This is a genomic window from Leptothoe sp. PORK10 BA2 (assembly GCF_034932105.1).
Taxonomy (GTDB): domain Bacteria; phylum Cyanobacteriota; class Cyanobacteriia; order Phormidesmidales; family Phormidesmidaceae; genus Leptothoe.
The window spans coordinates 1-25,521 of the sequence record NZ_JAYGIG010000139.1 but is presented as its reverse complement, the minus strand read 5'-3'; the positions used below and the strand labels follow the sequence as shown (position 1 = coordinate 25,521).

General features: G+C 46.6%; 22 protein-coding genes. 17 read left to right on the top strand and 5 right to left on the bottom strand.

Annotated features, from left to right (window positions below; genetic code table 11):
- Nucleotides 1-79 precede the first annotated feature (79 nt).
- From VB741_RS22530 to VB741_RS22515, 4 genes are all read right to left on the bottom strand, one after another.
- Nucleotides 80-1,522 carry an SLBB domain-containing protein gene (locus VB741_RS22530; RefSeq protein ID WP_323367464.1) on the bottom strand — a complete coding sequence of 481 codons (1,443 nt, stop codon included), beginning with the start codon at nt 1,520-1,522 and terminating at the stop codon, nt 80-82.
- A gap of 473 nt (nt 1,523-1,995) precedes the next feature.
- Nucleotides 1,996-4,293: a GumC family protein gene (locus VB741_RS22525; RefSeq protein WP_323367463.1), complete on the bottom strand. Its 2,298-nt coding sequence runs from the start codon at nt 4,291-4,293 to the stop codon at nt 1,996-1,998.
- Between the two features lie 32 nt (nt 4,294-4,325).
- Nucleotides 4,326-5,765 carry a polysaccharide biosynthesis/export family protein gene (locus VB741_RS22520; protein WP_323367462.1) on the bottom strand — a complete coding sequence of 480 codons (1,440 nt, stop codon included), beginning with the start codon at nt 5,763-5,765 and terminating at the stop codon, nt 4,326-4,328.
- 96 nt (nt 5,766-5,861) lie between these two features.
- Nucleotides 5,862-6,017, bottom strand: a complete 156-nt coding sequence (locus tag VB741_RS22515; protein WP_323367461.1) for a hypothetical protein — start codon at nt 6,015-6,017, stop codon at nt 5,862-5,864.
- A 783-nt stretch (nt 6,018-6,800) separates the two neighbouring features.
- Between VB741_RS22515 and VB741_RS22510 the strand changes: the two genes are divergently transcribed.
- From VB741_RS22510 to VB741_RS22440, 15 genes are all read left to right on the top strand, one after another.
- Complete coding sequence (locus tag VB741_RS22510; RefSeq protein WP_323367460.1) at nt 6,801-7,622, top strand: NF038130 family PEP-CTERM protein; 822 nt, start codon at nt 6,801-6,803, stop codon at nt 7,620-7,622.
- Between the two features lie 463 nt (nt 7,623-8,085).
- Complete coding sequence (locus VB741_RS22505; protein WP_323367459.1) at nt 8,086-9,156, top strand: glycosyltransferase family 4 protein; 1,071 nt, start codon at nt 8,086-8,088, stop codon at nt 9,154-9,156.
- Between the two features lie 73 nt (nt 9,157-9,229).
- Nucleotides 9,230-10,531: a glycosyltransferase family 4 protein gene (locus VB741_RS22500; RefSeq protein WP_323367458.1), complete on the top strand. Its 1,302-nt coding sequence runs from the start codon at nt 9,230-9,232 to the stop codon at nt 10,529-10,531.
- Between the two features lie 34 nt (nt 10,532-10,565).
- Entirely contained in the window at nt 10,566-11,195 is a 630-nt protein-coding gene (locus VB741_RS22495; RefSeq protein ID WP_323367457.1) for an rRNA adenine N-6-methyltransferase family protein, read from the top strand.
- A gap of 22 nt (nt 11,196-11,217) precedes the next feature.
- Nucleotides 11,218-12,027, top strand: a complete 810-nt coding sequence (locus VB741_RS22490) for a class I SAM-dependent methyltransferase (RefSeq protein ID WP_323367456.1) — start codon at nt 11,218-11,220, stop codon at nt 12,025-12,027.
- A 69-nt stretch (nt 12,028-12,096) separates the two neighbouring features.
- Nucleotides 12,097-13,542 (top strand): lipopolysaccharide biosynthesis protein, encoded by a 1,446-nt coding sequence (locus VB741_RS22485; protein WP_323367455.1) that lies wholly within the window; start codon nt 12,097-12,099, stop codon nt 13,540-13,542.
- Between the two features lie 11 nt (nt 13,543-13,553).
- The gene (locus VB741_RS22480) at nt 13,554-14,390 is read left to right on the top strand and encodes an FkbM family methyltransferase (RefSeq protein ID WP_323367454.1); all 837 of its coding nucleotides are present in this window, start codon (nt 13,554-13,556) and stop codon (nt 14,388-14,390) included.
- A gap of 167 nt (nt 14,391-14,557) precedes the next feature.
- Nucleotides 14,558-15,304, top strand: coding sequence for an FkbM family methyltransferase (locus VB741_RS22475; protein ID WP_323367453.1), 747 nt, complete (start codon nt 14,558-14,560; stop codon nt 15,302-15,304).
- A gap of 8 nt (nt 15,305-15,312) precedes the next feature.
- A complete protein-coding gene (locus VB741_RS22470; protein WP_323367452.1) occupies nt 15,313-16,191 on the top strand; it encodes a glycosyltransferase family 2 protein in 879 nt (292 codons plus the stop codon).
- Between the two features lie 15 nt (nt 16,192-16,206).
- Nucleotides 16,207-17,664: a hypothetical protein gene (locus VB741_RS22465; RefSeq protein WP_323367451.1), complete on the top strand. Its 1,458-nt coding sequence runs from the start codon at nt 16,207-16,209 to the stop codon at nt 17,662-17,664.
- Between the two features lie 111 nt (nt 17,665-17,775).
- Nucleotides 17,776-18,921: a CgeB family protein gene (locus VB741_RS22460; RefSeq protein ID WP_323367450.1), complete on the top strand. Its 1,146-nt coding sequence runs from the start codon at nt 17,776-17,778 to the stop codon at nt 18,919-18,921.
- Between the two features lie 125 nt (nt 18,922-19,046).
- The gene (locus tag VB741_RS22455) at nt 19,047-20,168 is read left to right on the top strand and encodes a glycosyltransferase (protein WP_323367449.1); all 1,122 of its coding nucleotides are present in this window, start codon (nt 19,047-19,049) and stop codon (nt 20,166-20,168) included.
- A complete protein-coding gene (locus tag VB741_RS22450) occupies nt 20,165-21,370 on the top strand; it encodes a glycosyltransferase (RefSeq protein WP_323367448.1) in 1,206 nt (401 codons plus the stop codon). The genes VB741_RS22455 and VB741_RS22450 overlap by 4 nt, the downstream gene beginning before the upstream one ends.
- Complete coding sequence (locus VB741_RS22445) at nt 21,363-22,124, top strand: glycosyltransferase family 2 protein (RefSeq protein ID WP_323367447.1); 762 nt, start codon at nt 21,363-21,365, stop codon at nt 22,122-22,124. The genes VB741_RS22450 and VB741_RS22445 overlap by 8 nt, the downstream gene beginning before the upstream one ends.
- Nucleotides 22,125-22,193: 69 nt before the next feature.
- A complete protein-coding gene (locus VB741_RS22440; RefSeq protein ID WP_323367446.1) occupies nt 22,194-23,006 on the top strand; it encodes an FkbM family methyltransferase in 813 nt (270 codons plus the stop codon).
- Nucleotides 23,007-23,393: 387 nt separating this feature from the next.
- On the opposite strand, the gene VB741_RS26505 is transcribed toward VB741_RS22440, so the two are convergent.
- Nucleotides 23,394-23,651, bottom strand: coding sequence for a transposase (locus VB741_RS26505; protein WP_442786432.1), 258 nt, complete (start codon nt 23,649-23,651; stop codon nt 23,394-23,396).
- 309 nt (nt 23,652-23,960) lie between these two features.
- Between VB741_RS26505 and VB741_RS22435 the strand changes: the two genes are divergently transcribed.
- Nucleotides 23,961-24,482: a hypothetical protein gene (locus VB741_RS22435; protein ID WP_323367445.1), complete on the top strand. Its 522-nt coding sequence runs from the start codon at nt 23,961-23,963 to the stop codon at nt 24,480-24,482.
- Nucleotides 24,483-24,485: 3 nt separating this feature from the next.
- Nucleotides 24,486-24,974, top strand: coding sequence for a VUT family protein (locus VB741_RS22430; protein ID WP_323367444.1), 489 nt, complete (start codon nt 24,486-24,488; stop codon nt 24,972-24,974).
- Nucleotides 24,975-25,521 lie beyond the last annotated feature (547 nt).

The following is a 25,521-nucleotide window of genomic DNA, read 5'->3' as shown; positions in this document are numbered from 1 at the left end:
GGGCGATTAAAAAATAAACAAGGATGTTAGGCAATCGGAAACTAACTGTTGCAAATCTGCTCTCTGCTAAAAGAAATGCCTAAAAGAAACGGCCAAACGGTAAAATCTGCAGGAACGGCCCTAGCAGATTGTTGAGGCCATCGGATAGTCGGGCCGCTGCATTGGGGTCAACCACGACAATATCGTTGTGCTGCAAGATGGGGTTTCCCTCAGGACTGAGCCCCTGGGCCAGGTCCACCTCGAAGGCCTGCTGGGTGACGGTGCCATCGGGGTTGAGGCGGATCAGGGCGACGGTTTCTTTGGCTCGACTGTTAAACCCACCGGCGGCTAAGACGGCCTGGTTGAGGGTGGTGCTGGCGGCAACGGCCACAGGTCCGGGATTCTCCACTTCACCGACCACGTTAATGGCGATCGAATCGGGGGATAGATTGGTGGCCGTCAGGAGACTAATGTCTTCTGAGCTAGCGTCTAAATCCGTGGGCACCACAATTGTGTCCCCCTCTTGCAAAATTAAGTCTTGTTCCCGGTCTCCGGCTTCCACTAGCTTCCACAAATCTAGGGAGATGGTGTGGCTATCCCCCTGGCGCGTCGTTCTCTTGACCTCGATCTGACGCAGGTCGGCCAAGGGCCTGACTCCACCGGCTAGCTGCAGGGCGCGAGTCACCGTGAGGCGACCGGGCTGTTGCACAATGGTGGCGCTGCCATTTACCCCAGTATCGGACTGGCTGGAGGAGGTGCGGGACGCGTAGTTATAGGTGCCTGGACGAAAGACTTCCCCGACAATGGCAATGCTGATGGCTTCTTGTTCATCGGTGGCGATGTTGGAAACTGCAATCTGTCTGGAGTTGCGCACATCAATCTCATCCACCTGGGTAATGGTGATCGAGTCTCCATCCCGCAGGGGAAAATCCTGACTCAGGTCTCCCTGGGTGAGTAAGGCTGCTAGGTTGCTCACCACCCGCTGGGTGCCACCGTTGGCGGTGCGCCGTTGGATTTCTACCCGCTGTAGGTCGGCGGATTGGGTAATGCCCCCTGCCTGCTTGATGGCTTCTATCAGGCTAGGAAATTGTCCCTCTTCGCCCACGGATAGGGTATATAGCCCTGGTGTGTGAATTTCTCCGGTAAGGGCAATGCGAAGCTGACGCGGGGTTAAGAGATTGACCGTAATTTGGGCATAGCGCACCTCGGAGCGGTATCGTTCGCTAATGGCTGTTTCTGCCTGGGCCAGGGTTAGACCACTTATCGACAGCTGCCCTACTGCGGGTAAATTAACGTTGCCGTTGGCCAATACTCGCTGTTGGCCGCTGTATTCAGGCACATTAAAGACCTCAATGGTGATTAGATCACCCGGTCCCAACAGATAGCTGTCGTCCAGCATCGGGGCGGCTGGAGCTGAGTAGCCAATGTCGGGTAGGGCCGCCGCCGCCCAGGAGACTTCGGCACCGCCCAGGGCTGTGGCAGCGGCAAAGCCTGCTCCCACTAGGGCACGAACCACAGTAGAAAAACTGACAACATGGGTCATAGACATAAACCTGTAGGCATAATCAACAAAAAACCACACGGAAATACAGACATCCCTTGAACTTGGGTGATTGAGCCAGTACGATGACCGTTGGTATTGATCGCTAGCCCCCTAAGAAAACTGCTGTTGCGATCGCAACAAATCCGGAAACCTACGGAGCTTTATCAGCTCAACATGTTTTTGTGGGGCGGCATCAAGGTATGTTTTTAAACACCCTGCAGTCACTCCAGCGATCACAAAAATTCCTTAGAGTCCTGCCCTGCCTATTTTTCGATCAAATCCGCAATTATCCGGATAGTCCAGCCAAAATCGCTGCCGCTGGTCGTTTACTACCTGGACCCACAACTATCCCCCAGTACCTTAGGAGACTGCATCAAGGCCGCTGCTAGCCATTCCGCCAGGTCCCCTGCCATAACCCATGTACTGACAACAGAATTCGCCAAAATAAGCAATCGTCAAAAGGAACAACTCAGTTAAAACACTGAATCTTTTGCAGCATTTTGGCTGAGGACAGAATCAGGACGGTCCTTATCATCGGCTGACCCATGGGTCGGGTTCCCATCCGAGCTTTCCTGGGCAGGGGCATAGCCGTAGGCATAGTACTTGTAGCCCTTAGTATGGGGTGTCACCCCGTTCGCCACCAGACCCAACACAGGAATTTTGGCAAACCGGACATTCTCAATGGCATGGCTGAGGATATCGCGATCGCACCGATTGACCCGCGCCACCACCATCAGCCCGTCGGTATGGGGAGCCAGCAGCGTCGTATCGGCCAGACCCACTAGCGGCGGCGCATCATAAATAACCAAATCAAATTCTTGCTCCAGGGCCGTCATGAACTGCTGCATCCGCTGAGACGACAGCAGCTTGACCGGGTCCGGCGGCAGACTGCCAGCCGTAATGGCATAGAACTCAATAAAGGGCACCGCCCGCTGCAGCACCTCGGCCTGGGTCGCATTGCCAGACAAAAAATCGCTCAGCCCCTTAGTATTATCCAGCTCCAAACGCCGATGCATCACCGGCTGCCGCATGTCCGCATCCACCACCAAGACCCGTTTACCCATGGTGGCAGCCGTCTGGGCCAGATGCTGAGCCACCGTGGACTTGCCCTCTCCCGGCATGGACGAACTCACAATAATTGACTGAATCGGCCCATCACTACCCAATAGCAATAAATTAGTCTGCAGCAGCCGCATGGACTCTAAAAACGGCAGCCCCCCATAGTGGCCGCTGGGCGGAGCCGTACCCCCGAACCATCGCCTGGACCTCGGCCAACCACCCCCAGCCACCGGTTCACCCTCATCAAACTCGCTCTGGTAGGGCACCACCCCCAGCAGCGGCAGCTTTAAGATCGCCTTTAGCTCATCCACCGTGTGACAGACCGTGTCCAGTTTTTCCAGCAGGAGTGCCGCCCCCACCCCTAGCAGCACACTCGCCACAGCCCCCAGCAGCAGGCTCCGGCGAACATTGGGAGAGATGGGCACCGTCGGCTCCAGAGGCGCCTCAATCAGCTCCCAGGGAATCTCAGTCTGGGCCGCTTCAATCTGTAGCGTTTCGCGAGTTTCCAAAAACCGACTCAGGGCCCGGATCGAAATTTCCAACTCCCGCTGCAGGTCGCTATATTCCCGCGCCAGGGTGGGCAGCTCCGTCAGGGTCTCCTGCAGCTGCGCCTCTGCCAGGGCCAGGGTTTGACTCTGGGTTTCCAACACCTGAATATCATTGACGGCCCCAGCAGCCTTAGCACCCAGTACCCGCTGGGCTTCGGCCTCTAGGACAGGCAACAACCGCTGCCGCTGGTCTTGCAAAACCCGAATTTCCAGAGTATCCGGCTGAAACCGTGTCAAACCAGCGGCAATCTCTGTTTCCACCTGGCGCAGCTCTTGGATCAGCTGCTGATAAACCGTCGCATCCTGTAGCGCCGCTGTGCCACCAGCGGACCCCAGCAGCTCCCGGACGGATCTGGCCTGGGCCAGCTGCCGGTCAATGTCCAACCGCTGCTTGCCCAACTCCTCCGCTCGACTAGCAACCTGTTCGCTTTGGGTAGCCGGGTCGATAAAGTTGTTAATTTTCCGAAACTCTTCCAGCTGGCCCTGGAGCTGATCGACCCGGCCCTCCAGCTCAGGCAGCTGCTGATTGACAAACTGGATCCCCTGGCGCAGATTAGTTTGGCGCTCCTTGAGGCTATAGTCCAGATAGACATTGGCCAAAACATCTAAGATCTCGCGGATTTTGACCGGATCCGGACCCCGGTAGCTGACCTCGATAATCTTCGTCTCCGCCACTCGACTAATGGTGAGGTTTTTCAAAAGCGTCTCGTAGTCCATCTGGGGGTCCATCTGGGGGTCCATCTGGGGGTCCATCTGGGGGCTGGCCGCCTTCAGCTCCGCCAGCACCTGGTCGAGCAGCCCTGGACTGCGCAGCACCTGCACCTGGGTCTCATAGTCCAACCCGGCGGGGGCTCTAGGCAGAGCATCCCCCAGCAAATCACTAAAGTCCTGAATTTGATTGTCCGCATTGACGGGCTCCACCAGCACCTGGAACGTCCCCTCATACACCGGCTCCTGACCCAAGGTACTCAACAGCACCGCCCCCATTACCCCCGCCGCTATCCCCGCAATCACCCGGGCGCGCCGCTGCAGCACCGTTAGCAGCTGCCTTAGGTCTAGCTCGTCCTCATCCCAGGGGATAGGGGGCAATGCAAACCCTGGCGGATTTTCCCCATTCGCCCCGCCGCTGTTCCCGCTGTTCCCACTCACTAAATTATGATTCATCGGCCCGGTAGTGACTAAAGGTTATGGGGACGCTACAGGCCATTCCAGCCATTAATAATCGGTAAAATCTCCAGGAAAGGCCCCAATAAAGTATTTAACCCATCCGACAGCCGGGCCGTTGCGGACGGGGCAACCACAACAATATCGTTGTGCTGCATAATCGGATTACCCTCAAGGTTGAGCCCCTGGGCCAGGTCAATTTCCACCGCTCTCTGGGTGATCGTACCATTGGGGTTGAGGCGAATCAGCTCAACGGTTTCCCGCGCCCGACGATTAAATCCCCCCGCCGCTAGGACCGCCTGGTTGAGGGTGGTATTGGCCGCCACCGTCACGCTCCCCGGACGCTCAACTTCCCCCACCACGTTCACCCTGATCGTATCTGGCGACAGATTTGTCGCCGTGAGTAAGCCAATTTCCCCTGGGCTAGCGTCGGCAGCCGTCGGCACCACAACGGTATCGCCCGCCTGCAGCACCAGGTCTTGGCTGCCCTCCCCTGCCGCCACCAGCTGCCACAGGTCTAAGGAAATCGTCCGACTGTCCCCCGAGCGAGTGGTGCGCTTCACCTCAACCCGGCGCAGATCGGCCAGGGGCCTAATCCCCCCTGCCAGCCGCAGGGCTCGAGTCACCGTCAACCGTCCAGGCTGCTGCACCGTATTGCCGCTGGTGTCCCCCACGGTGACCGACTGGCTAGAGCTCGACCGGGAGGCATAGTTGTAGGTGCCAGGGCGAAACACCTCACCAATAATGACAACGCTAATGGCCTCCTCCGCATCGGTGGCCAAGTTAGAAACGGCAATCTGGCTGGAGGTGCGCAGATCAATGGCATCGGCCTGGGTAATCACAATCGAGTCCCCGTCCCGTAGGGGGATATTTTGCTGCCCATCCCCTTGGCCAATCAGGGCGGACAGATCGCTGAGCGCCTGTTGTGTCTGACCGTTTCCCACATAGCGCTGGACGCTGACCCGTTCCATATCCGCCGCCTGGGTAATGCCACCGGCCAGCTGGATCGCATCCACCAGGGTAGGAAACTGGCCGACTTCCCCCACGGCCATGGTATAAACACCGGGCCGATAGATTTCGCCACTAATGGTAATCCGCAGCTGACGAGGCGTCAGTAAACTCACCGTAATTTGGGGATAGCGTACCCTAGGCCGGTACAGCTCACTGATGGCCTGCTCTGCCTGGGGCAAAGTCAGCCCTGCAACGGCCAGCTGACCCACCAAGGGCAGCGTAATTTTGCCGTTGGCGAGGACCTGCTGCTCACCGCTGTACTCCGGCACATTAAAGACGCTGACCCCAATGACATCTCCAGGCCCGAGGAGATAAACATCATCGAAGGCCGTAGCGGTGGCCGCCGCCGGCCTGGGCAAAGGCTCTAAATTTGCCAGGGCTCCCTCGGCAGCCACCGCGACACCTAACACAACACCGACAACGGCACGCCCTAGAACAGTAAAGGAGATATGGCTAGTCATAGCAGCAGATTATAGTCAGTCGTTGACAGGGGATAGGGACAGGTTAGAACAAATACCTAGACCAAACGCTTAGGGTCTAAGGATACCTACAACCTATTAAAAAAAAGTTATCGCAAGGCTGGCACCAAGATCGGCGATGCGGCTGCAACCCACACTCGATTCAAAACCGAGCACTATCGCTGCGGCAGAAATAGGAGCTGGTGAGCCAAAAATGGTTAAAATTTTTTTGATTTTCGGCAGAAAATCAAGCAAATTATCCCTAACTTCACCAAAGCTTTAATTTTTGCCGACTGTGGGTAAATATTTGGAAACGATGATATCAAACCAGGAACGATCCCAAAACAGGGGGCTTTTGCCACTGACCGTATTTTTACTCCAGTGTCTGGAGGTTATGGAGCTGGCAAGTTTGAGGCTATCCAGCGAATGGCTGCTCAGTCGGAACTCTTAGAGAGTTGATTCGGGTACTTCCACAGCTAAGGCGTAAGGTGAAGTGGAACCCATCCGAGGAGTATTCGTCCGGAATATGTAGCAAATATCTTTGATATATCTAGCTTTTGGGCCATTGGTGGCCGTTGTAGACGCGCCCCACTGGCTTCATGAATTCTTTTTAAAGATGATCGGACCTTTCCGGCTGCCCTGGGTTGGGCTGGCTACCATTATTCCAACCATGAGCTACGTTGCCTAAACCCTCTCTGATCTAGGCCTGTGGGTGATTAAGCACAACAGTCTATGCTAGAGGTAACGTGAAGCTGTCTTCATAGATGTATATTTCTCCCCTAGGGATGATACATAGAGGTTTTCTCCGGAAGGTGATGGGTTTCTCCGTATTTTCTTGGGGGTGCATTGAGTAGCTCTTTGCTACGGCTACTGGGTAACTTTCAAGATCATCTTATAGATCACTAGTAGCCCTCAACCACAGAGCGGCATCTGAAATGGAGTTAAACGTGTCTGAAAGGATTGAGAAAACTTAGGCTTCTAGCACTGCTCTTCAAATTTCCCAATGTATTTGTTCTGTAATCTGTTTCAGATAGCCTAATGAAAAATTGCTTTTACAGTTCTGTTGTCGTTCTGGGGTTTGTCGCCCTAGGGGCCCTACCCGCCGCCGCCCAGACAACATCCGGCACCGTGGAGATTTTTAACGAGGTCGCCCCTGGAGTTGTGGCTCCCGGTGGTACCGCCGCTGATGCCCTCAACGGCATTGGTAACATTGAGCTAGGGGAAACGGACGGTGGCCTCGATGGGTTTCAGGGCAGCCTGACCCTGGGGCTGGGGGGTGGGGCGCTGACCTTGAGCAGTCTCACCCAGGCTGACTGGGACGGGGGGCTGGCCGATCGTTGGTTTGACGATGCCTGGTCTGTCTATGGTGCCGATATAGCACCACTGCTGACCCTGGGCGGATTAACCCGTGCTGATTTGAGAACAGCGTTTGATGTGGTTGGGGCCGATGCCCGTCTCAGCGACCCTAATATCGAGTCGGTGATGGAGTTGGGGACTGGCGATGTGGATATTACCCTGGCGGGGTTTGTAGAGCTGAACTCGCTGATTGATATAGCAGCGGCTAGTTTAGGGTTAGGTAGCTTTTTGTCTTTACTGCCACCGCTGCCTACATTTTTTGCTAGTGAAGTTGTTGCCTATGAGTATCAGGGGACTTCTGGTTTCCTATACAGTATTGGTGAATCACCTACGCCTTCGGGGGTGGTCTCCGCCGATGGCACAAATTCATTTACCGGCAACTACACGGTTACCCTAGGGGGAACACCCCCGAGTACGTCAGTGCCTGAGCCTTCTACCCTGCTCGGTCTGGCTGGTGCGGCGGTTGCGGCTGCCTGGGGGCGTCGGCAGCGGCGCTCGGTGTAGGCACGATCAATTTCTCCCTGCCGCAGCTTAACGGCTGGGAGAAATTGCGCGGTGATTATTTTCATACGAAAGTTTTGTATTTGCATTATTTTAATTATCTGTTTTTTCGGTTTTAGTTAGAGATATTCCTGAATCGTTATTAGATGCTCGAACGTTCTTCTAGTGAGGCTTTTGAGCTCTGCAAATCAGTTGCCTACTGGAGGCAACAGTGAGAGATTTTAAGCTAATAGGCGTTGCCAATTTTGGATACCAATCTTGGATACACCGTTAGCGCGTCAATGCGTCTGCCATAGTTGGGCAAAAAACAAATTTGAGCATGTCTGAGTTCTGGCTCCTGTGGCCAGTGGGATTGGGGGTGTTTTTGGGATCGCTTAACCCTGTGACTCTAGATAGTGTTCTAACATCTGTTATTTGCGCAATATCGACCACATCTGTTGTTTGCTGGATTTGCGTTGGTACAGTTATGGCGCTTGATTTATTACTATGGCCATTTATTCCTGACTATTTTTTTTATGGTTTAGCGTTTGCCAGTGCGTTTGGTGTGGTGTTGGCGATGGTGCCCCTGATTCGGGGGGTGGCTATCCATGGCGGTCATGTGGATTTGCCTTGCGATCGCAAAGTGCACCAAATCCCCATGGTTCGCCTCGGCGGCCTCGCGATTTTTGTGGGTACCATGGCGGCGGCCCTATGCCTGTGGCGGGTGGGAGGCTTTAGTAGCCTAAGCCCCTCGGAACACAAAGAGATTTTGGTCATGCTGCTGGGGGGCAGTGGCTACTTTCTGCTAGGCTTTCTCGATGATTTATATACGCTGTCGCCTAAGGTCCGGTTGGTGTGCCAGTTTGCGATCGCATCCCTGGTCTGGAGCTTCGGCCTCCGCATCGACTTTATCACCGTGCCAGGCATAGGAATTGTCCACCTAGCCTGGCTAAGTTTACCCATCACCCTGCTATGGATTGCCGGGACGGTAAATGCCATTAACTGGCTAGATGGGTTAGACGGATTAGCCTCTGGCGTCAGCGCCATTTCCACCCTGATCACGGTGGGCATTTGTTTACTCATGGGAGAGCCGTCGGTAGCCCTGTTGGCCATGTGCCTAGTGGGCAGTCTGTGCGGCTTTCTAATATACAACTTCAACCCAGCCTGCATCTTTATGGGAGATGGAGGCTCTTATTTTATCGGCTTTATGTTAGCGGTCATCAGCATTACCGGCCTAGTCAAAGGGGCAATGGCAGTGACCACCCCGCTGATGGTGCTAGCCGTGCCAATTTTCGACATGGCCCTCGTCATTGTTTCCCGGCTGCTGCGGCGCAAGTCTCCCTTCGAAGCCGACAAAAGTCATCTACACCATCGACTACTCAAGGTGGGACTGCCCCACCGGCTAACGGTGTTGTTTATCTATGCCCTCAGTCTGTGGATTGGCAGTTGGGCCTTTACCCTAGCGCCGATTCCCAATGGGTTGTTGGCACTGCTGGTAGCAACACCCATTTTTGGAGTCACCTCTTGGCAAGCCTGGCGGGTGGCCCGAATTTCGTAAAGCTTTTCCCAAGTACTGATGATTTGTTAAACGCTTGCTATTTGTCTCCTGTTCACCCACTGATATTCCTGCTATGGTACTCGGCAAACTAGATACTCCTACCGAAACAGCTTATTTTGTGGACCAGGCCCAGCCTCGGTCAACTCAGCAAACGGTTAAGCTCATCACTCAGTTTTTTGCACCGGACTATGCGGCCACAGGACAGCTGCTGGATGAACTGGTCCGACAGTTGGCACTTCAGGGAATGGCGGTAGAGGTATTTACGGGACAGCCGGGATATGCGGATGATGTGGGGAAGGCTCCTAGCCGAGAAATATCACGAAATTTAGACATTCGGCGGTCGCGGGTGTCTCAGCTGTGGTCCCATCGGCTGCGGGGTAAGGCGATCAATGGATTGTTATTTACGATACGGGCATTTTTGCATTTGTTGCGCCATAGTTTGACCAAGGATAAGATACTGTTGCTGACGACGGCTCCGCCCTTCTTGCCGGTGATTGGTTATTTGGTGAGCCTGTTGTTTAATACGCCCTACGTGGTAATTTTGTACGATCTGTACCCCGACATTGCGATAGAGCTGGGGGTAGTGGACTATGGCCATCCGGTAGCACGGCTGTGGCGGTGGGTAAATCAGCGGGTGTGGCGACGGGCAAAATCGCTGATTGTACTAAGTCCTTCTATGAAGGAGCGGGTGGTGGGTCACTGTCCGGATATTGCGGATCGGGTGGAGGTGATCCACAGCTGGGCGGACCCAGACCTAATTAAACCAATGGAGAAGAAGGATAATTGGTTTGCGCGTAAGCATGGTTTGGTGGATACGTTTACGGTATTGTATTCGGGGAATATGGGGCGGTGCCATGATATTGATACAATCTTTGAGGCGGCGAAACTCTTACGGAATGAGCCGATTAGGTTTGTATGTATTGGGGGCGGGGCGAAACGTGAGAAGCTGATGAAGGATGTGAAGGCAGAGGGTTTAGAAAAGAACTTTTTGTTTTTGCCGTATCAGGATAAGAAGGATATTCCGTATTCGATGACGGCTTGCGATGTTTCTCTTGTAAGTGTGAGTGAGGGGATGGAGAGTTTGGTGGCTCCGAGTAAGCTGTATCCGGCGTTGGCGGCAGGAAGGCCGATTGCGGTGGTTTGTCCAAAACATACTTATTTGAGGACTTTAATTGACCGGGCAAATTGTGGGAGTAGTTTTGTGAATGGGGATAGCGTTGGGTTAGCAGACTTTATTCTTTCCTTAGCGAAGAATTACTGTTTGACACAACGTTTAAGTAATAGTGGTCGTGACTACTTGGAAGAGCTTTTTACTGTGGATATAATTGCTCGAAAATATAATGCTGTTCTACTACAAATAAAAGATTTTGATTAGCATTTATATAGGTTTAAATATAAGAATATAGACTATGAATAAGCAAAATCGAGAGTTTCAAGCCTTTGCGGGACATCTAGTCGATCTTTATCGACTGGCTTCTTTTAAGTTTTCGAATCCTCACAGTTATACAAAGTTTCGCGCAATCAAGAATTTGCAGAAGCAGACTCAGTCGAAGACTTTGATTGAAACAGGTACTTATCTCGGTGTGACCACGAATCGTTGTGCGTCTGTATTTGAAAAGGTTTATACGGTTGAGTTAGATGAGGCTTTGGCGGATAAGGCACGCGTTTTTCTGGCACCGAAGAAGAATGTTGAGGTAATTCAGGGCGATGGTCTGGAAATGCTAGCCCATATTCTGGAAGAGAAACCAGTCTCAGACGCACTGATATTTTTAGATGGGCATGCTTCAGGTGGAGATACAGCTTGTGGTGATTTACCTGAACCCGCAATTGAAGAGCTGAAGACCATCGCCAATCATAAGCAAAAAGTTAACGCAATTATTATTGATGATTTCCGAACTTTTGGAACTGACAAAGGCTTTCCGTCTAAGTCTGCAATTCTCCAAGTCATTGAAGAAAATTTTAGTGAATATGATATCAATGTGCATCTTGACCAGATATTGATTACTAAGAAGTCAGCTGTTGCTGCTCGAGCTGCATAGGTTAAATTTTGAAACCTAATAAATGAAAAATTTTATGTCTCTCAAAGGTAATCTGCGACTGATGGCTGCTTTTCCATATCGTTTGATTTTAGGGACGACAGGGATTAACGTGCTCAATGTCGGTAAAAGTCTTAGAGGGTTGCCCGCTTACTTGGAAGATGTGATCGCTTATTGCTCAAAGCACTCCTCTGATCAGGCATTTAGCCTTCAGTTTCACAATCTCCATCCTTGTTTGAGCGATCGTTACTCGAATGCAGGTGTCGCTAGTGGTGATTATTTCCATCAAGATCTTTGGGCAGCTCGGAAAATTTTTGCGGCGAATCCTAAGGAGCATTGGGATATTGGTTCACGGTTGGATGGTTTTATCGCTCACCTTTTGACATTTCGTTCTGTAAATGTGATTGATATTCGGACGCTGGAATCACATATCGATGGTTTGACGTTTCACCAAGGGGATGTGACTGCACTAGATATACCTGATAATTCGTTGGAGTCTCTGTCCTGTCTGCATGCAATGGAACATATTGGGCTGGGTCGCTATGGTGATCCGGTCGATCCCATGGGCTATATGAAAGGGATCTTAGAGTTGCAGCGTGTGCTGGCGCAGGGTGGAACACTATATTTCTCTGTGCCAATTGGTCGGGAGCGAGTAGAGTTTAATGCTCAACGGGTATTTGACCCTGCCACAATTATCCAGGCTTTTTCTGAGTTAGAGTTAGTCGATTTCTCGGCAGTGGCTGAGTCGGGTGAATTTGTTTTATCAGCGAATTGGCAGAATTTTAGTTATGAGCGCCGTGCCTGCGGGTTGTTTGTATTTAAGAAGTCGGAATAGCAAAGCTGATGAAGCTTGTTTCTATTGATGCCACTTTTGCCAGAACTATAGCGGGACGCTACCACAAGAATGATTAAAGATGGTCTATATAACTTAGTTGGTGCAATTTTTCGGATGGGCGTGACAGTGGCAACAATTCCGCTGTTGATTCGGTTGATCGGACTAGAGGAATATGGGGTGTGGACGATCGTTTACACCGTTATTGCAATTGTGACGTTGGCGGAAGCTGGCCTGTCGGTTTCGACGACATTCTTTTTGTCGCGAGATATAGCTGATCAAAATGAAGATAGCATCTCCCAAACTTTAACGGTTTCGTTTTGCGCAATGATAATTCTGGCATCATTAGCTGCATTGCTTCTCTGTTTGGGTGCTGATTATCTGGTTTATCTATTTCCAAAACTAACCGAATCCCAGCATCAAACAATTGTCCCTGCCTTTCGTCTAGCTGCTCTAGTTGTATGGGCAAAGATGCTGCAACGAATTTGTGTCGGGATTGAGCAAGCCTATCAGTGCTATGGACTATTCAACTTAGTTAGTACGTTACAAGTTGGGGTTGTCAATTTGGGTATGGTCGGGGTTGCCTATGCAAAGGGAATGACTTTAGAACTTATGCAATGGCAAATAGTGACTAATCTCTTGTTTTTACTGATCCATTCAGTTATTAGCTTTCGACTAATCCAGTCAGTTCGCCTCAATTTTATTTGGAATCACGAGCGCTGTATCGAAATTTTTCGTTATAGCCTAATGACTTGGCTTACATCGATTGGGAGTACTTTATTTACCCAAGGCGATAAACTAATCGTTGGCTCTATTCTTAGTCCAAGTATGTTAGGAGTTTATGCGGCAATTACAAGTATTACAGCTCAAATTAATGCCCTTTCTGCTTTGTCAGTACAACCACTATTGCCTCAGCTAAGTAGACTTTTGCAATCAGCACAGTTTAAAACCCGTGAGCTGATCAAAACAATTCGTCAGGCCGCACATATCAATGCTGGTGTTTCAGTTGGGTTAGGTGGTGGATTACTGATGCTTGCCCCTTTTGTTTTAAAACTGTTGTTGCCTGGTGTTGATATATCCACTTACTTAGGAGAGTTTTATGCAGCAATTATAATTTATACGCTTTATTCGTTGAATGCTGTTGGATACTACATCTTATTTAGTACAGACAATGTTAACTTCTGTCTGAAAACACAGATATTTAGTGGGCTTACATCACTAATTTTAATTACGCTGGGAGCCAACACATTTGGTCTATGGGGGGCAATACTTGGAAATGCTGCGTATAACTGCATTTGGCTTTTAACATATAAAGCGATGTTTACCCTAAATATTTCAATAAGTCTGTGGGTGCGTTGGTTTGCTTTTGCTGGATTTTGGTTTGGGCTGATTTCAGCTTTGGCATTTCTGTTGCCCAATAGCCTCTATCTTCGATTAGTTGTTGTGGTTATACATACGCTGGTCTTACTTTATTGGTTTTATACTCACTCTCATCTAAACTTTAAATTTGCTAGCTAAATGGGTTTGTTATGAACATATTCTCAACGCTTTTACACAAAATTCGTTATCGATTAGCAACCAAATTTTGGCAAATCAAATGTGCTTTTGTTGGCGATAAATTGGAGAACTTCACGCTATTAGATGGCTCCAAATTACAGTATCCTCTCAAAACTACTATTGGTAAATTATTGACCATCGGCAACTTTGAGTTGGCAGAGCTGAAGTTCTTGATGACTTCTGTTAATTCTGGTGATGTAGTTTTCGATATTGGGGCGAATGGTGGTATCTTTACCGTAATTGCGGCCAAAAAAGTCGGCGAAAATGGCCATGTATATGCCTTTGAGCCGGGAGGACGCGAGCTTGAAATTCTCAAGCGGAATATCGAGCTTAATGGATTAACTAACGTGACTGTCGTCGAAGTGGCGGTTAGCAATGAATCAGGTGAGACTAAGTTCGCCATATCTGAAGATGGTGCGATGAATTCTATTTCAGAAACTCAACACCCTGGACAGAAAATTCAGTCATGGACGACCGTCCCTGTAGTTACATTAGATGAATTTGTTGCTGAACAGAAGATTGATCATATCAATTTCATCAAGGTTGATGTCGAAGGTGCAGAAAAGTTAGTCTTCGATGGTGCCGAATCCCTTTTAGATAGCCATGAGCCAATCATAATCATGTTTGAAGCCACTAATGTAACTTCCTCTGGATTTGGTTACTCTACAAAAGACATCATTTATCAGTTGTTCAATCAAGGGTTTGAAGTCAGTGCTTTAGAAGGACCCGGTAAGCTAACTCCAATCTCTCTCGACTTCAGTAATCTGTCTCAAATCCTAAGCTACAACTTTATTGCAATTAAAGTCTAAGGTAAATGAAGTTAGCTTCAAGCTTTTTAAGTCTGACTTTCTGTAGCTTACTTTGCAGTACAGCATCCGGAAAACAGTGTTGAGCGGCATTAAATAGCGGAGAAGTATTACGTTGTCCGCTTGTCGCTGGAGCATTCATATATCTATTTTCTAGAGCTAATTAAATTATGTCTATTGTTTCAAATCTGGCTCGAAAATTTCAAAGTCTTGCAATAATCGTTGACAATCCAAGTTTGCTGAAGCTACGTAAAAAAGGCGGATATCCGAGTATATTCTGTGAGCTTGACAAGCCTTGGATACATGACCTTGGTATCAAATCTGTTTTGGATATCGGAGCCAACCGAGGCCAATTCTCAATGACGATCAATGCGCTGTGGCCGTCTGCGGTAATTTATGCATTTGAGCCCATTCCTGACTGCTACCAAGCACTACAGGCTTGTTTGCCTGGCCATCAACCGTTCAATTGCTTCAATATTGGCTTGGGCGAAGCCAAAAGTTCGCTAGTCTTTGAAGTGAATGACTTCTCTCCGGCTTCTTCCTTCTTAGAAATGTCTGATACTCAGACTAAAACCTTCCCAAAAACCGAAAATACTCAATCGATTGAAGTGCAGGTTGAACGACTTGATGATATTGTCTCCACTTTACAGATAGAAGATCCAATCTTTATTAAAATCGATGTCCAAGGCTACGAGGATCGGGTGCTAGTTGGCGGTGAAGAAACTGTACGCCAAGCCAAACTAATTATGGTCGAGACATCGTTCAAAGAGATGTACAAAGGTCAGATGCTATTTGATGGGCTATATCGTTGGTTGACTGACCGAGGCTTCACCTACGTTGGGGCAATCGGCCAGCTAGAGAGCCCAGAAACTGGGGAAATCATCCAATCTGATGCGCTCTTTTTGCGGACAAATTAATTTTCACTATGTCTCCTTTCCCCAGCATTCTAGTCAAGCTGATTATCCAGAAGGTATCGCGTTATCTAAAAAGTTCCGTCAGTGCAAAAGCAGCTATGAAATTTTCAATTGTTACACCGTCTTACAATCAAGGGCAATATATTGCACAAACCCTTGATTCTGTTCTTGAACAGCAGCCGAGCTGTGAAATTGAGCATTTAGTGATGGATGGTGGCTCTACTGATAATACCTTAGAAGTTCTAACTAATTATGAGCGTCAATACCCTACCCTCAGTTGGATATCTGAATCGGATAAAGGTCAAAGCGATGCCATTAATAAGGGTCTGAATCGGGCCAAAGGCGATATCGTTGCTTACCTTAATTCAGATGACTATTACTTGCCCGGTACCTTAGCTAAAGTAAAAAGCATTTTCGAAACAAATCCGAAAGTCGACTTTGTCTATGGCGATATCTATATGGTGAACGAATCAGGTGAAATTATCCGTCGTGTCAAAAGCCTCAAAACATCACTCTGGCGACATCTGTACAGCTTCCCCTTCCCCCAGCAATCCTGCTTCTGGCGTCGGCACCTCATAGAGCGTATTCCTATATTCAATACGCAGAATAAGACATGTATGGATGGTGAATACTTTGCCCACATCTTGTCACATCCTGTCACCCTATACCGTTTATCTGATCCATTAGCCTGTTTTCGCTTGCATCAAGCGTCGATCTCAGGTTCTGGCCGATGGTCTTCCCTTTATCAAACTGATAAATTACGTATTGAAAATGATTTAATGCCCCATCGAAAACTACCTAGAAAATTCCATTTATTGACTGGACGCCTTGCCAAACAACTATTTGTCACATTACGCCCACAGGCCGAAATGTTTAGTCTGAGTAAATAGATTTTACATATACAAATGCCATCTACTTCTCCAAAAACTTGGTTTGATTTTGATATGTGTTTGTGTGCAGGGTTGATATTCTTGCAACCATTCACCAACTTAGCAATCAAATACGGCGATTTACGCATTGACCCAGCACGCGTTTTGTCTCTGTTGTGTATGGCAAGGCTAGTTTATATCCTGCTGCTAAGAAGTTCTAGAGAAACATTCTCTAGCTCTGTTTTCAAGCGGTTTGGGATAGTATTTCTTGTGGTTGTCTATGCTTTTTGCATGACTCTGCTACAGCCCGCTTTTACTAGCGATTTAGGCTTTGTTAGTGTGGAAGAGGCCAACGGCTTTATTCTAAGGCGAGGTGTCAAATATTTGCAGTTTTTAGCTCTAGCCATTTATCTTGCTTTGATTTTGAGGGAACCACGCAAGATTCATCTCGCTATGGTGTCTCTGGCTGCTGGCTTATCTTTATTAGAGGTTTTAGGTTTACTTCAATCTATCGTCTTTACCGCATCCGGTATTGATTTATTTCCGATTAAACGAATTGTCGAAGCAAATGGTGAGATACAGTATTTAGACTTATCAGTGCCAGTTACAATATTTGGTATGCGATTTCTTCGGGTCAACTCTCTAGCCTCTGAGCCAAAGGTATTTGCGCTGTTCCTGAACTTTCTCTTTGTAGTAAAATTTTACTGGCTTTCTTATCGGAATGTCTTTGGGTTTCGGCTACCTAGGTGGCTAGATGTCTACATGACCAAAACCATTTGGCTAACTGCACTAATGATACTATCCACCTTTTCAGGTGGAGGAATTATTGTATTTATTTCTGGACTTGTTTTAATAATATTGTTTGGACTTAAAAAGCAACGAGGAATGATAAATCCTTTGAATTCTTCTTTAAAGTCGTTGTTAGTTTCATCATTGGTTATATTGCCACCTCTATTATTTTTATCAATCAATAGTGACAGATTACCAGAGGCGGTATCTGCCATCTTAGACAATTCATTGTTTCGACGAACAGGAGCATTAGAATCCTCCATAAGTGTTGATGCTTTCTACAAAACTTTAGATCCAGAAGATGGAGCAATTATATACAATATTATTAATAATCCTAGTGTTTTATTCCATGGATTAGGTTTCGGTGGTTTTAGTAGTCTTAGTCTAATTTTCTTCAAATTAAATTTCTCCAGCTATAGCAGCTCGCCTTTTTCTAGAAACATTGGCATTGAAATAATATTTTCTGTTGGAATGGTGGGTATCGTTGGTTTGCTATTGTTCTTTCGTCGTATTAATTTTCTCTACACCAACGGACAATCAGTCTTATCGCCGATTTATCCTATTCTAAATATAATTATTATTCTTAATGTTTTAATACGTAGCTCGGAAACTTTGTTCTTTATATGCTTAGGATTGTTGGTTGGTGTTTCTCTATGTGACCAGCATTTATTATCTTTTTATAGGAACTCAAATTCAGGCGCTTGAGTAAAGTCCAAGAGATTAAATATTGAGAAGCTTTTACCCAGATCAAAGGACTGACATGATTAACTGTACATTTGCCTTGATTGACCTATTTTCATTATCATCTTTAGAGCCATGAATGTTGTTACAATTCTCTGCAATGATTTTTGGATGAAAAATCATTTAATAAAGACTTGGGAGCACATGGCTAATCAAGTCTTTAATTTCTTCTATCCAGGAATGGCTGGCTGGCATCGTGGTGACTGGCTCACGATTCGTCAAGCAGAGGGTCAAAGACTTTTAGAATGGCTTGATAAAATCATTGCGAATCATTCTGTCGACCTTATTTTCTGCATTGGCTACGACGACTTTTTTACACCTGATTTATGTAAAAAAATCAAGCAGCATAATATCCCTTTAGTAAACTACCATCCGGATTCAGATACTCAATGGTATCGTTGTTTGCGTTCAGCTTCCTATTTTGACCTGATCGGGGTCGCTTATAAAGATTATCTTAAAGAATTAGCAGCCCTGACTGAAGTGGTTTATCTACCAATGGCTGCCAATTGCCAAGAATATTTTCCACAACCAGTTGAGAAAGTTTTTGATGTCATGTTTGTGGGAGGCTATTCTTTGGAGCGAGAACGTGTAATGTCCGCAGTGGGAGATGTTACACCCAATGTAATCGTTTATGGGCAGCGCTGGGATAAGAGTATACCGGTCAAAGACCGAATAACTGTGAAATACCCAGTTGAAAAATATATTAATGACTTTGTTTATTATTTATGGCCACGACTTAAAGCCGAAGGGACGAATCGCATCTTCAAACGTAGAGAAGTTAATTCTAGCCTAAATTTTAATCCCTATTGCGGGCAAGTAGGTGGATATCTGAGTGATGATGATTTTGTCGCAACAATTAGTCAAGCAAAAATTGTTATCGGCATTAATCAGCGATTTGGGGTTATTGGCAGTAAGGAAGGATATGTAAGTGGGCGACTAAGAGATTTTGAAATTCCTGCCTGTGGAGCATTCTACATGGCTCAACGTTATCCCGAATTAGATATTTATTATCGAGAGGGTGATGAAATTGAGATGTGGTCATCAATAGCCGAACTTAAAGCTAAAGTTGACTATTACCTCCGTCACGAACAGGAGATTTTAAAGATCGCTAAGCGAGCTCGTGAGAAAGTTCTCCGGGATCATACTTGGGAACATCGATTTTCATTAATCTTAAAAAGACTTGGTCTGAAATCGTGTGTAGATAGTTGTCTGGCTCCTTAGCTATCATGTATTCAATCAGCAACGGAAGCTCTTTAGTCTTAAGTTAATTCGATGAACGTCTTGGCAACAATCCATCATTTCCGACGCAGTCTACCTTCAGAATTATTCATGGTTGTGGTAAATTAATGTCTAAAACCTATCCTGCTATTGCGGTTTCTTGGCATCGACTGCCGCCCTATGCGGCCCATCTTATATCTGCCGGTATCAAGGCGATTGATGTACCAGTTCATATTGTGGCTTCAAAGCCGCCTAATCTTGTCTCAGAAGTAGAGAAGATTATTGACCAACCTATTTACTGGATTAATTCTGATGACGACTGCTCATGGAGCAGTTTAGGATTAGAGGTTCCTAAAATTTTCTTTCAGTCTGGCTGGCTAAGTAGCGCATTCAAAAAGCTCGGTATCGAAGTAAAACAGGCAGGAGGTAAAATTGTCTGTTTTTCCGACAACAGCTGGAAAAACACCCCTAGACAATGGATAGGTTTACTAGGATTTCGCGTGAAATACCTCAAGCGGTTTGACGCCGCCTGGGTCCCTGGGAAAGCTGGCATCAACCTCATGGAATTCTATGGCATGCCAAGAGACAAAATCTATCAAGGCATGTATGGCTCCAGTCCAGAGGTCTTCAAACCGGGAATATCACTGGAAAAAAGGCCTAAAAAGTTTATTTTTGTGGGTCAGCTAATTGAGCGTAAGGGAATATCCACTCTCCTTAATGCGTTCGAGGAATTTCGTACAAGCTTTCCTGAATGGAAATTACACATCATTGGTGGTGGCCCCTTAGAATTGCCAACCGACGACCCTAATATTCAAAGTGAGGGTTTTAGCACGCCCCATCGAGTAGCTGAAGCCATGCGCGATAGTCGCTTTCTGATTCTACCTAGCTTGGAAGACCATTGGGGTTTAGTAGTCCATGAGGGCGCTTGCTCGGGTTGTGGCATCATTGTCAGTGATTCAGTAGGGGCAGGTTTAGATTTAGTCACCACAGAAAACGGCTACATTTTCAAAACCAATTCAGTTGAGTCTTTGACACAAGCTTTAGTTGCAGCCGCATCTAGAAATGTGCCACAGCTGCAGTTAGCTTATGAAAACAGCTTGTCTTTAGCTAACCAGTTTGGAACCCATACGTGGCCAGAAATATTTAAAGCAATTATCCACGATCTGGGTGGCAATCAGACGGTCGATGTCACCGCTACCACTGACGCAAGAAAGCCAGTTGCTTTTAAGTGTCAGGTTAATGAAAAATGACCTTAAGAGTGTTACATGTCATTCCATCCGTTTCTCCTGTTCGCGGTGGTCCTAGCAAAGCAATTTTTGAAATGGCGGCATCACTGCAGGATAGCCATGATACAGAAGTTGAAATTGCCACTACCAATGATGATGGACCGGACTTACTAGACGTTCCTCTAAATCAGAAAATTTTCTATAACGGTGTTAATGTCTGGTTCTTCCCCAGGTTTTCCCCAAAGATTGCGCCTGTCCGAGAATTTGCGTTTTCATTCAATCTTACCAAGTGGCTATGGGAAAATATTCAAAATTACGATCTAGTCCATGTTCATGCTATTTTTTCATATCCATCAACTATAGCAATGGCTATAGCCCGCCAGAAAAGTGTTCCTTATATTGTTAGACCCTTAGGACAGTTGTGTGAATGGTCCCTGGCCCAGAGCGCCCAACGTAAGAAGATATATCTGGCCCTGGCTGAAAGAAAAAACTTAAACGGCTGTAATCAGGTACATCTAACATCTCGCCAAGAGCAAGAAGAGTTTAATAAGTTGGATCTGAAAAGTTCTAGCTTTATTCTTCCCCATGGATTAAACGTTTCCTCAAAAATATTTGATGCTCGGAATTTGCTCCGTGCACATTTTCAACTTCCCACAGATGAGCCAGTTATTTTGTTCCTTTCACGCATACACCCAAAAAAAGGGCTCGATTATCTGATTCCAGCCCTCAAATCTATTGCTGACAAACGGTTTACCTTTATACTTGCAGGTAATGGAGATCCTGCCTATGAGGAAAAGGTTCGTGAATTAATTCATACTAATGGATTGCAAGACAGAATAATTATGCCTGGTTTCATTGAAGGCAGGCTAAAAGAGCTACTGTTACAAGGCTCAGATATATTTGCGTTGACATCGTACTCCGAAAATTTTGGAGTTGCTGTTTTAGAAGCTCTTGCAGCCGGTACACCCGCATTAGTCACCCCTGGCGTGGCTCTAGCTCACGAAGTTAAAGAGCACCAGTTAGGGTATGTTGTCCCTCAAAATAATGCTGATATTGCTAAAGCTCTATGTACTTACTTAGAGTCTCCCGCAGAGGCAAAAAATAGCTTAAGTAGAAGGGCATCTGAGTTTGTAAGTGCCCATTACAGTTGGACTAGAATAGCCAAGGAACTAAACGTAATTTATCAGAATATTTTAACCAATAAATCTACCTTTGATTATGCTTAGCTACATTACGCCAGTTATTCTTACTTACAACGAAGAACCTAATATCGAGCGTACATTACAAAAACTAAATTGGGCTGATCGTATTGTTGTTATTGACAGCTACAGTACCGATGAAACTCTAGATATCCTTGAAAAATATCCAAAAGTAGACGTATTCAAACGCAAGTTTGATAGCTATGCTCCCCAGTGGAACTATGGTTTAGACCAAGTCCAAACCGATTGGATTCTTTCCCTAGATTCAGACTACATCCTGCCTGATGAGCTAATCTCCGAACTTGCACAGCTCACCCTAGAAGACCACATTGACGGCTACTTCGCCAGGTTCAAATACTGCGTATTTGGCAAACCCCTACGCGGCACAATCCTACCACCACGACAAATCCTCTCCCGCAAAGGTCGCAGCTCGTATATTAACGATGGTCATACTCAACTGCTAAAGGTTAAAGGTGAATCTGGCCACTTAAAGAACTATATCTACCACGACGATCGTAAAGCCCTGAGCCGCTGGTTATGGGCACAAGATCGATACATGCTGATTGAAGTCAAAAAGCTACGAGAGACTCCAGACAATGAACTCAGCATGGGCGATCGTATTCGTAAACGGAAAGTTGTGGCTCCCTTTGTTATCTTGCTTTATTGTCTCGTTCTCAAAGGCGGTGTTTTAGATGGCTGGCGTGGTTGGTACTACGCATTTCAACGCATGTTTGCAGAAACATTACTCTCATTACGTCTGATTGAAAAAGAATGCCCGTAAACTCTAAATTTCATGTGTCTATCTAAGCTTTCCATAGTGTAAATTTCATTTATAGGAATAGGAGCTATTGTGTTACGTAAGCTAGTTGAACAATTAAGCCGTGAAAAGTCGTTTGTTCGAAGATTACCTTCAGACTTTTTAAGTACCCCCCTATTTGTCAGTCCTGATGCCCAACTGAAGTATCTCAAACCTGGAGCTGGGGCCTTTGATAAAGAGCTTCTCAATGTGGCTTTAGAACATTTGGCTCCAGGCGATATCGTTTGGGACATCGGAGCTAATGTGGGTGTCTTTACTTTCGCAGCCGCTAGTCTTGTCGGTACTAAAGGGCATGCCCTAGCTGTGGAACCAGATATATGGCTGGCCAACTTAATTCAAAAATCAACTAGACTACAGGCCAATCGTAATCTATCGATTGATGTATTACCAGCAGCTGTTGCTGATAAATGTGGTATTGAAACCTTTTTGGTTGCTGCACGTGGTCGAGCGTCAAATGTTTTAGCCAAAGCTGGTGGACGCTCTCAAATGGGTGGACATCGTGAGAAAAATCTTGTTCCTACGTTTAGTTTAGATGATTTGCTAAAAATTTCTGCAAAACCTGATTTCATCAAAATTGATGTTGAAGGAGCAGAAGTTAGTGTTCTTAGGGGTGCTGATAAAATATTGTCTGAGTCTCGACCAATAATTTACTGTGAAACTGGGCCAGAATACAGAACAGAAATCACAGATATATTCCATTCGTTCCAATATCAGATTTTTGATGCCAGTTTACCAAAAATATCGAGATTTGAATCAGAAAAATGTGCTTTTAATACTCTAGCCTACCCTGTTGAATCCTTGAAGGAGAATAAAAACCAAGCAACAGAATCTATAGCTAAAAAGTAAACCTAACTTTTTGCTAACTCTGTTATTTAGATAAAACTTTTCGAAAAGTGTATCTAATAGAGCCGAAAAAATTAGCTGGTTAGGTTTTCTCAACTTTTCTCAGATAAAGCTATTCTGTCAAGTTTGAAAGAGCTTGACAGAATGTTATATAAAATCCGTTGTTTTTTAGTACACACGCTTTTGAATTTGTGTCCAAGGTGGCAAGATCTATACAATTCTGTACTCGGTTGTTTACAGTTCTAATTGTTCTTTGAAAAAGCTAAGCTTTTACTTATTCGTTACATTTTCGGCAGCTTTCATAGTTACTAATGTAGTAATACGTAATAGATTATCTATTAGCCGACATAATTTTTCAAATCCTCAGGCTATTTTAGTTCTCGGTGGTGACTACAACCGAGAACCAATAGCAGCTAATCTTGCAGCCCAACAAACCCAGCTAGAAGTTTGGATATCCAGTGGTATGCCACCTGCTAAGCTCAGCTTTACCCAACGACGATAATAATCGTAGACAGTTGACCAGTTGGGCAGATCATGGGGCATCGCACGCCATTTGATCCCGGTATCGACCCAATAAAAATGGCATTCACGATCTCTCGTAAGTTGACTTCTTGAGGATGACCGACACCTTGATGGACAGGAATTAATGGCTTAATCAAGTCCCACTCGTCATCGCTTAAATCTGAGGGATACGGAAGACGACTTATACCCTCTTCCAGTGCTCACAACACTATTGGTTATACAGGGTCGGAAGATGGGAGTCTCTCAAGTCTCTTTTCAGTTATCTAAGATCTTGCACTAGTTCATATGAACTAAATAATTCGCTAAAGCTCAACCGTGGAATAAGCATTTCAGCTATCAGAAATCTGACTTATTGAGAAAAAAATTAGCTTATTGAAGTTGGTGCACAATTTGAGTTACATAAAGGGATAGTTTCTGAATTATGAAGAGGTCCTGATGGATTTAAGTAAAGTATTATCGTGGGCCTTGCCCCAAGCATTAATATTGGCCTTACCCTTGAGCCTGATGAGTAATCTGGCGGCAGCAGCATGGGCAACAAAAGCTGACCTAACCGTATTTCCCAGCCTCGATTCCCAAGAAGGCACCTGTCCTGAAACTGTGGTGGCCTACGAAACACTCCGGCCCTACACCGAAGGTGGGTCTACCACGGACGGGATGATCCAACTCAGGGAAATTTCCACGAATATCAGAGTTTCCCAGGTGGATGATTTTTCGGTTACCTGGGTGGGCACGCTGAAGCCTCAATATGCCAATTGTGAGGCAACCGCCAGCATCGTGAGCTGGGATGGGGAGGATTTTCAGGATCATTCCTATATTCGGGTACAGATTAGCAATGGTCAGGTCAAGGCTATTTTGGATATGACCGGTGTGGCCGATGCCAATGGGTTTACCTCCGTGATTCTGTATCAAGGGATGCGTGAGGGAAATCCCCGTTGGACCTGGGGTGGTACAGATTAGAGTATGCAAACCAGCGTAAACGATTCGATCTCTGAGGATATTCCCAAAACGGTGCCGGATCATATTCAGGCTCGTCGTGATTTAGTATTTTTGGTGCTCTCTAGTCTGTTTCTTGGCACCCTGGGAATGTTGAATATTCTCGGTATTAGTCGGTTTGTCAATATTCTTGCCTGGAATGATTTTGCAGTGACGGTGGCGGTGGGGGTATTACCCTATCCCCTAACGTTTCTATGTACTGACTTAATTTCTGAGCTGTATGGCCGTAAGCAGGCAAATCAGGTGGTGTGGGTCGGGTTGTTGCTCAATGTATGGGTAGTTTTCATTGTGTGGCTGGGGGGTGTTTTACCCGGTTTTGAAGCGATTGACCCGAGTACAGGAGAGTTAGTCAGGGATGCGGCGGGGCGGCTGCCTGTTTTTTTTGAGATTTGCGATCGCACCTTTGGAACAGTGACGGCTTCCATGGTTTTTAACAAAGAAAAGGCGAATGCTTAGGGTGTATTACACACCTGCCAATCTACAGAAACAAAATCGTTGACCAGGTTGGCAAATAAACTTTGCTGAGTGGATCTACCCGTAGAACAAAAATGCATGATGGTTTGCCTTGGATCAACTACGTGTCATCCAGACTACTAATGTCTGCCCAACAACGACCCGTTTAACTCTCGATTCTAGAACTTCAGCAGAAATCGGCAAGTATAAGCATCGCAAAACCGAAATCTTGATCTTGATTAGCCATACCTTAAAATCAAGATTTTGGTCCAGCGAATGGACGCATAAGCCCATGTCCCCGATCTGGCATAGCCCTCAGGCAGCAACTGCTACATTAAAAAAGTTGCTCGTCCGGACCAGTCTTGTCCAAGCGATCAACCAGGGTGAATACTACGACCTTTTCAGAACCTACCGACACCTTATCCTAGTGCACCGTCAAGACTAAAAATTAGGATTGTTGAGAGTGTTGCGGTAAGCTTTATGCAGCGTACCGGAATCCTATGCAGAAAAAGAATATTGTCCGCCTAACCCCCGATGAGCGTCATCAGTT

Coding starts and splice junctions, on each gene's coding strand:
- VB741_RS22530 (WP_323367464.1), bottom strand. CDS start 1,522: ATGACCCATGTTGTCAGTTTTTCTACTGTGGTTCGTGCCCTAGTGGGA.
- VB741_RS22525 (WP_323367463.1), bottom strand. CDS start 4,293: ATGAATCATAATTTAGTGAGTGGGAACAGCGGGAACAGCGGCGGGGCG.
- VB741_RS22520 (WP_323367462.1), bottom strand. CDS start 5,765: ATGACTAGCCATATCTCCTTTACTGTTCTAGGGCGTGCCGTTGTCGGT.
- VB741_RS22510 (WP_323367460.1), top strand. CDS start 6,801: ATGAAAAATTGCTTTTACAGTTCTGTTGTCGTTCTGGGGTTTGTCGCC.
- VB741_RS22505 (WP_323367459.1), top strand. CDS start 8,086: ATGGCGCTTGATTTATTACTATGGCCATTTATTCCTGACTATTTTTTT.
- VB741_RS22500 (WP_323367458.1), top strand. CDS start 9,230: ATGGTACTCGGCAAACTAGATACTCCTACCGAAACAGCTTATTTTGTG.
- VB741_RS22495 (WP_323367457.1), top strand. CDS start 10,566: ATGAATAAGCAAAATCGAGAGTTTCAAGCCTTTGCGGGACATCTAGTC.
- VB741_RS22490 (WP_323367456.1), top strand. CDS start 11,218: ATGAAAAATTTTATGTCTCTCAAAGGTAATCTGCGACTGATGGCTGCT.
- VB741_RS22485 (WP_323367455.1), top strand. CDS start 12,097: ATGATTAAAGATGGTCTATATAACTTAGTTGGTGCAATTTTTCGGATG.
- VB741_RS22480 (WP_323367454.1), top strand. CDS start 13,554: ATGAACATATTCTCAACGCTTTTACACAAAATTCGTTATCGATTAGCA.
- VB741_RS22475 (WP_323367453.1), top strand. CDS start 14,558: ATGTCTATTGTTTCAAATCTGGCTCGAAAATTTCAAAGTCTTGCAATA.
- VB741_RS22470 (WP_323367452.1), top strand. CDS start 15,313: ATGTCTCCTTTCCCCAGCATTCTAGTCAAGCTGATTATCCAGAAGGTA.
- VB741_RS22465 (WP_323367451.1), top strand. CDS start 16,207: ATGCCATCTACTTCTCCAAAAACTTGGTTTGATTTTGATATGTGTTTG.
- VB741_RS22460 (WP_323367450.1), top strand. CDS start 17,776: ATGAATGTTGTTACAATTCTCTGCAATGATTTTTGGATGAAAAATCAT.
- VB741_RS22455 (WP_323367449.1), top strand. CDS start 19,047: ATGTCTAAAACCTATCCTGCTATTGCGGTTTCTTGGCATCGACTGCCG.
- VB741_RS22450 (WP_323367448.1), top strand. CDS start 20,165: ATGACCTTAAGAGTGTTACATGTCATTCCATCCGTTTCTCCTGTTCGC.
- VB741_RS22445 (WP_323367447.1), top strand. CDS start 21,363: ATGCTTAGCTACATTACGCCAGTTATTCTTACTTACAACGAAGAACCT.
- VB741_RS22435 (WP_323367445.1), top strand. CDS start 23,961: ATGGATTTAAGTAAAGTATTATCGTGGGCCTTGCCCCAAGCATTAATA.
- VB741_RS22430 (WP_323367444.1), top strand. CDS start 24,486: ATGCAAACCAGCGTAAACGATTCGATCTCTGAGGATATTCCCAAAACG.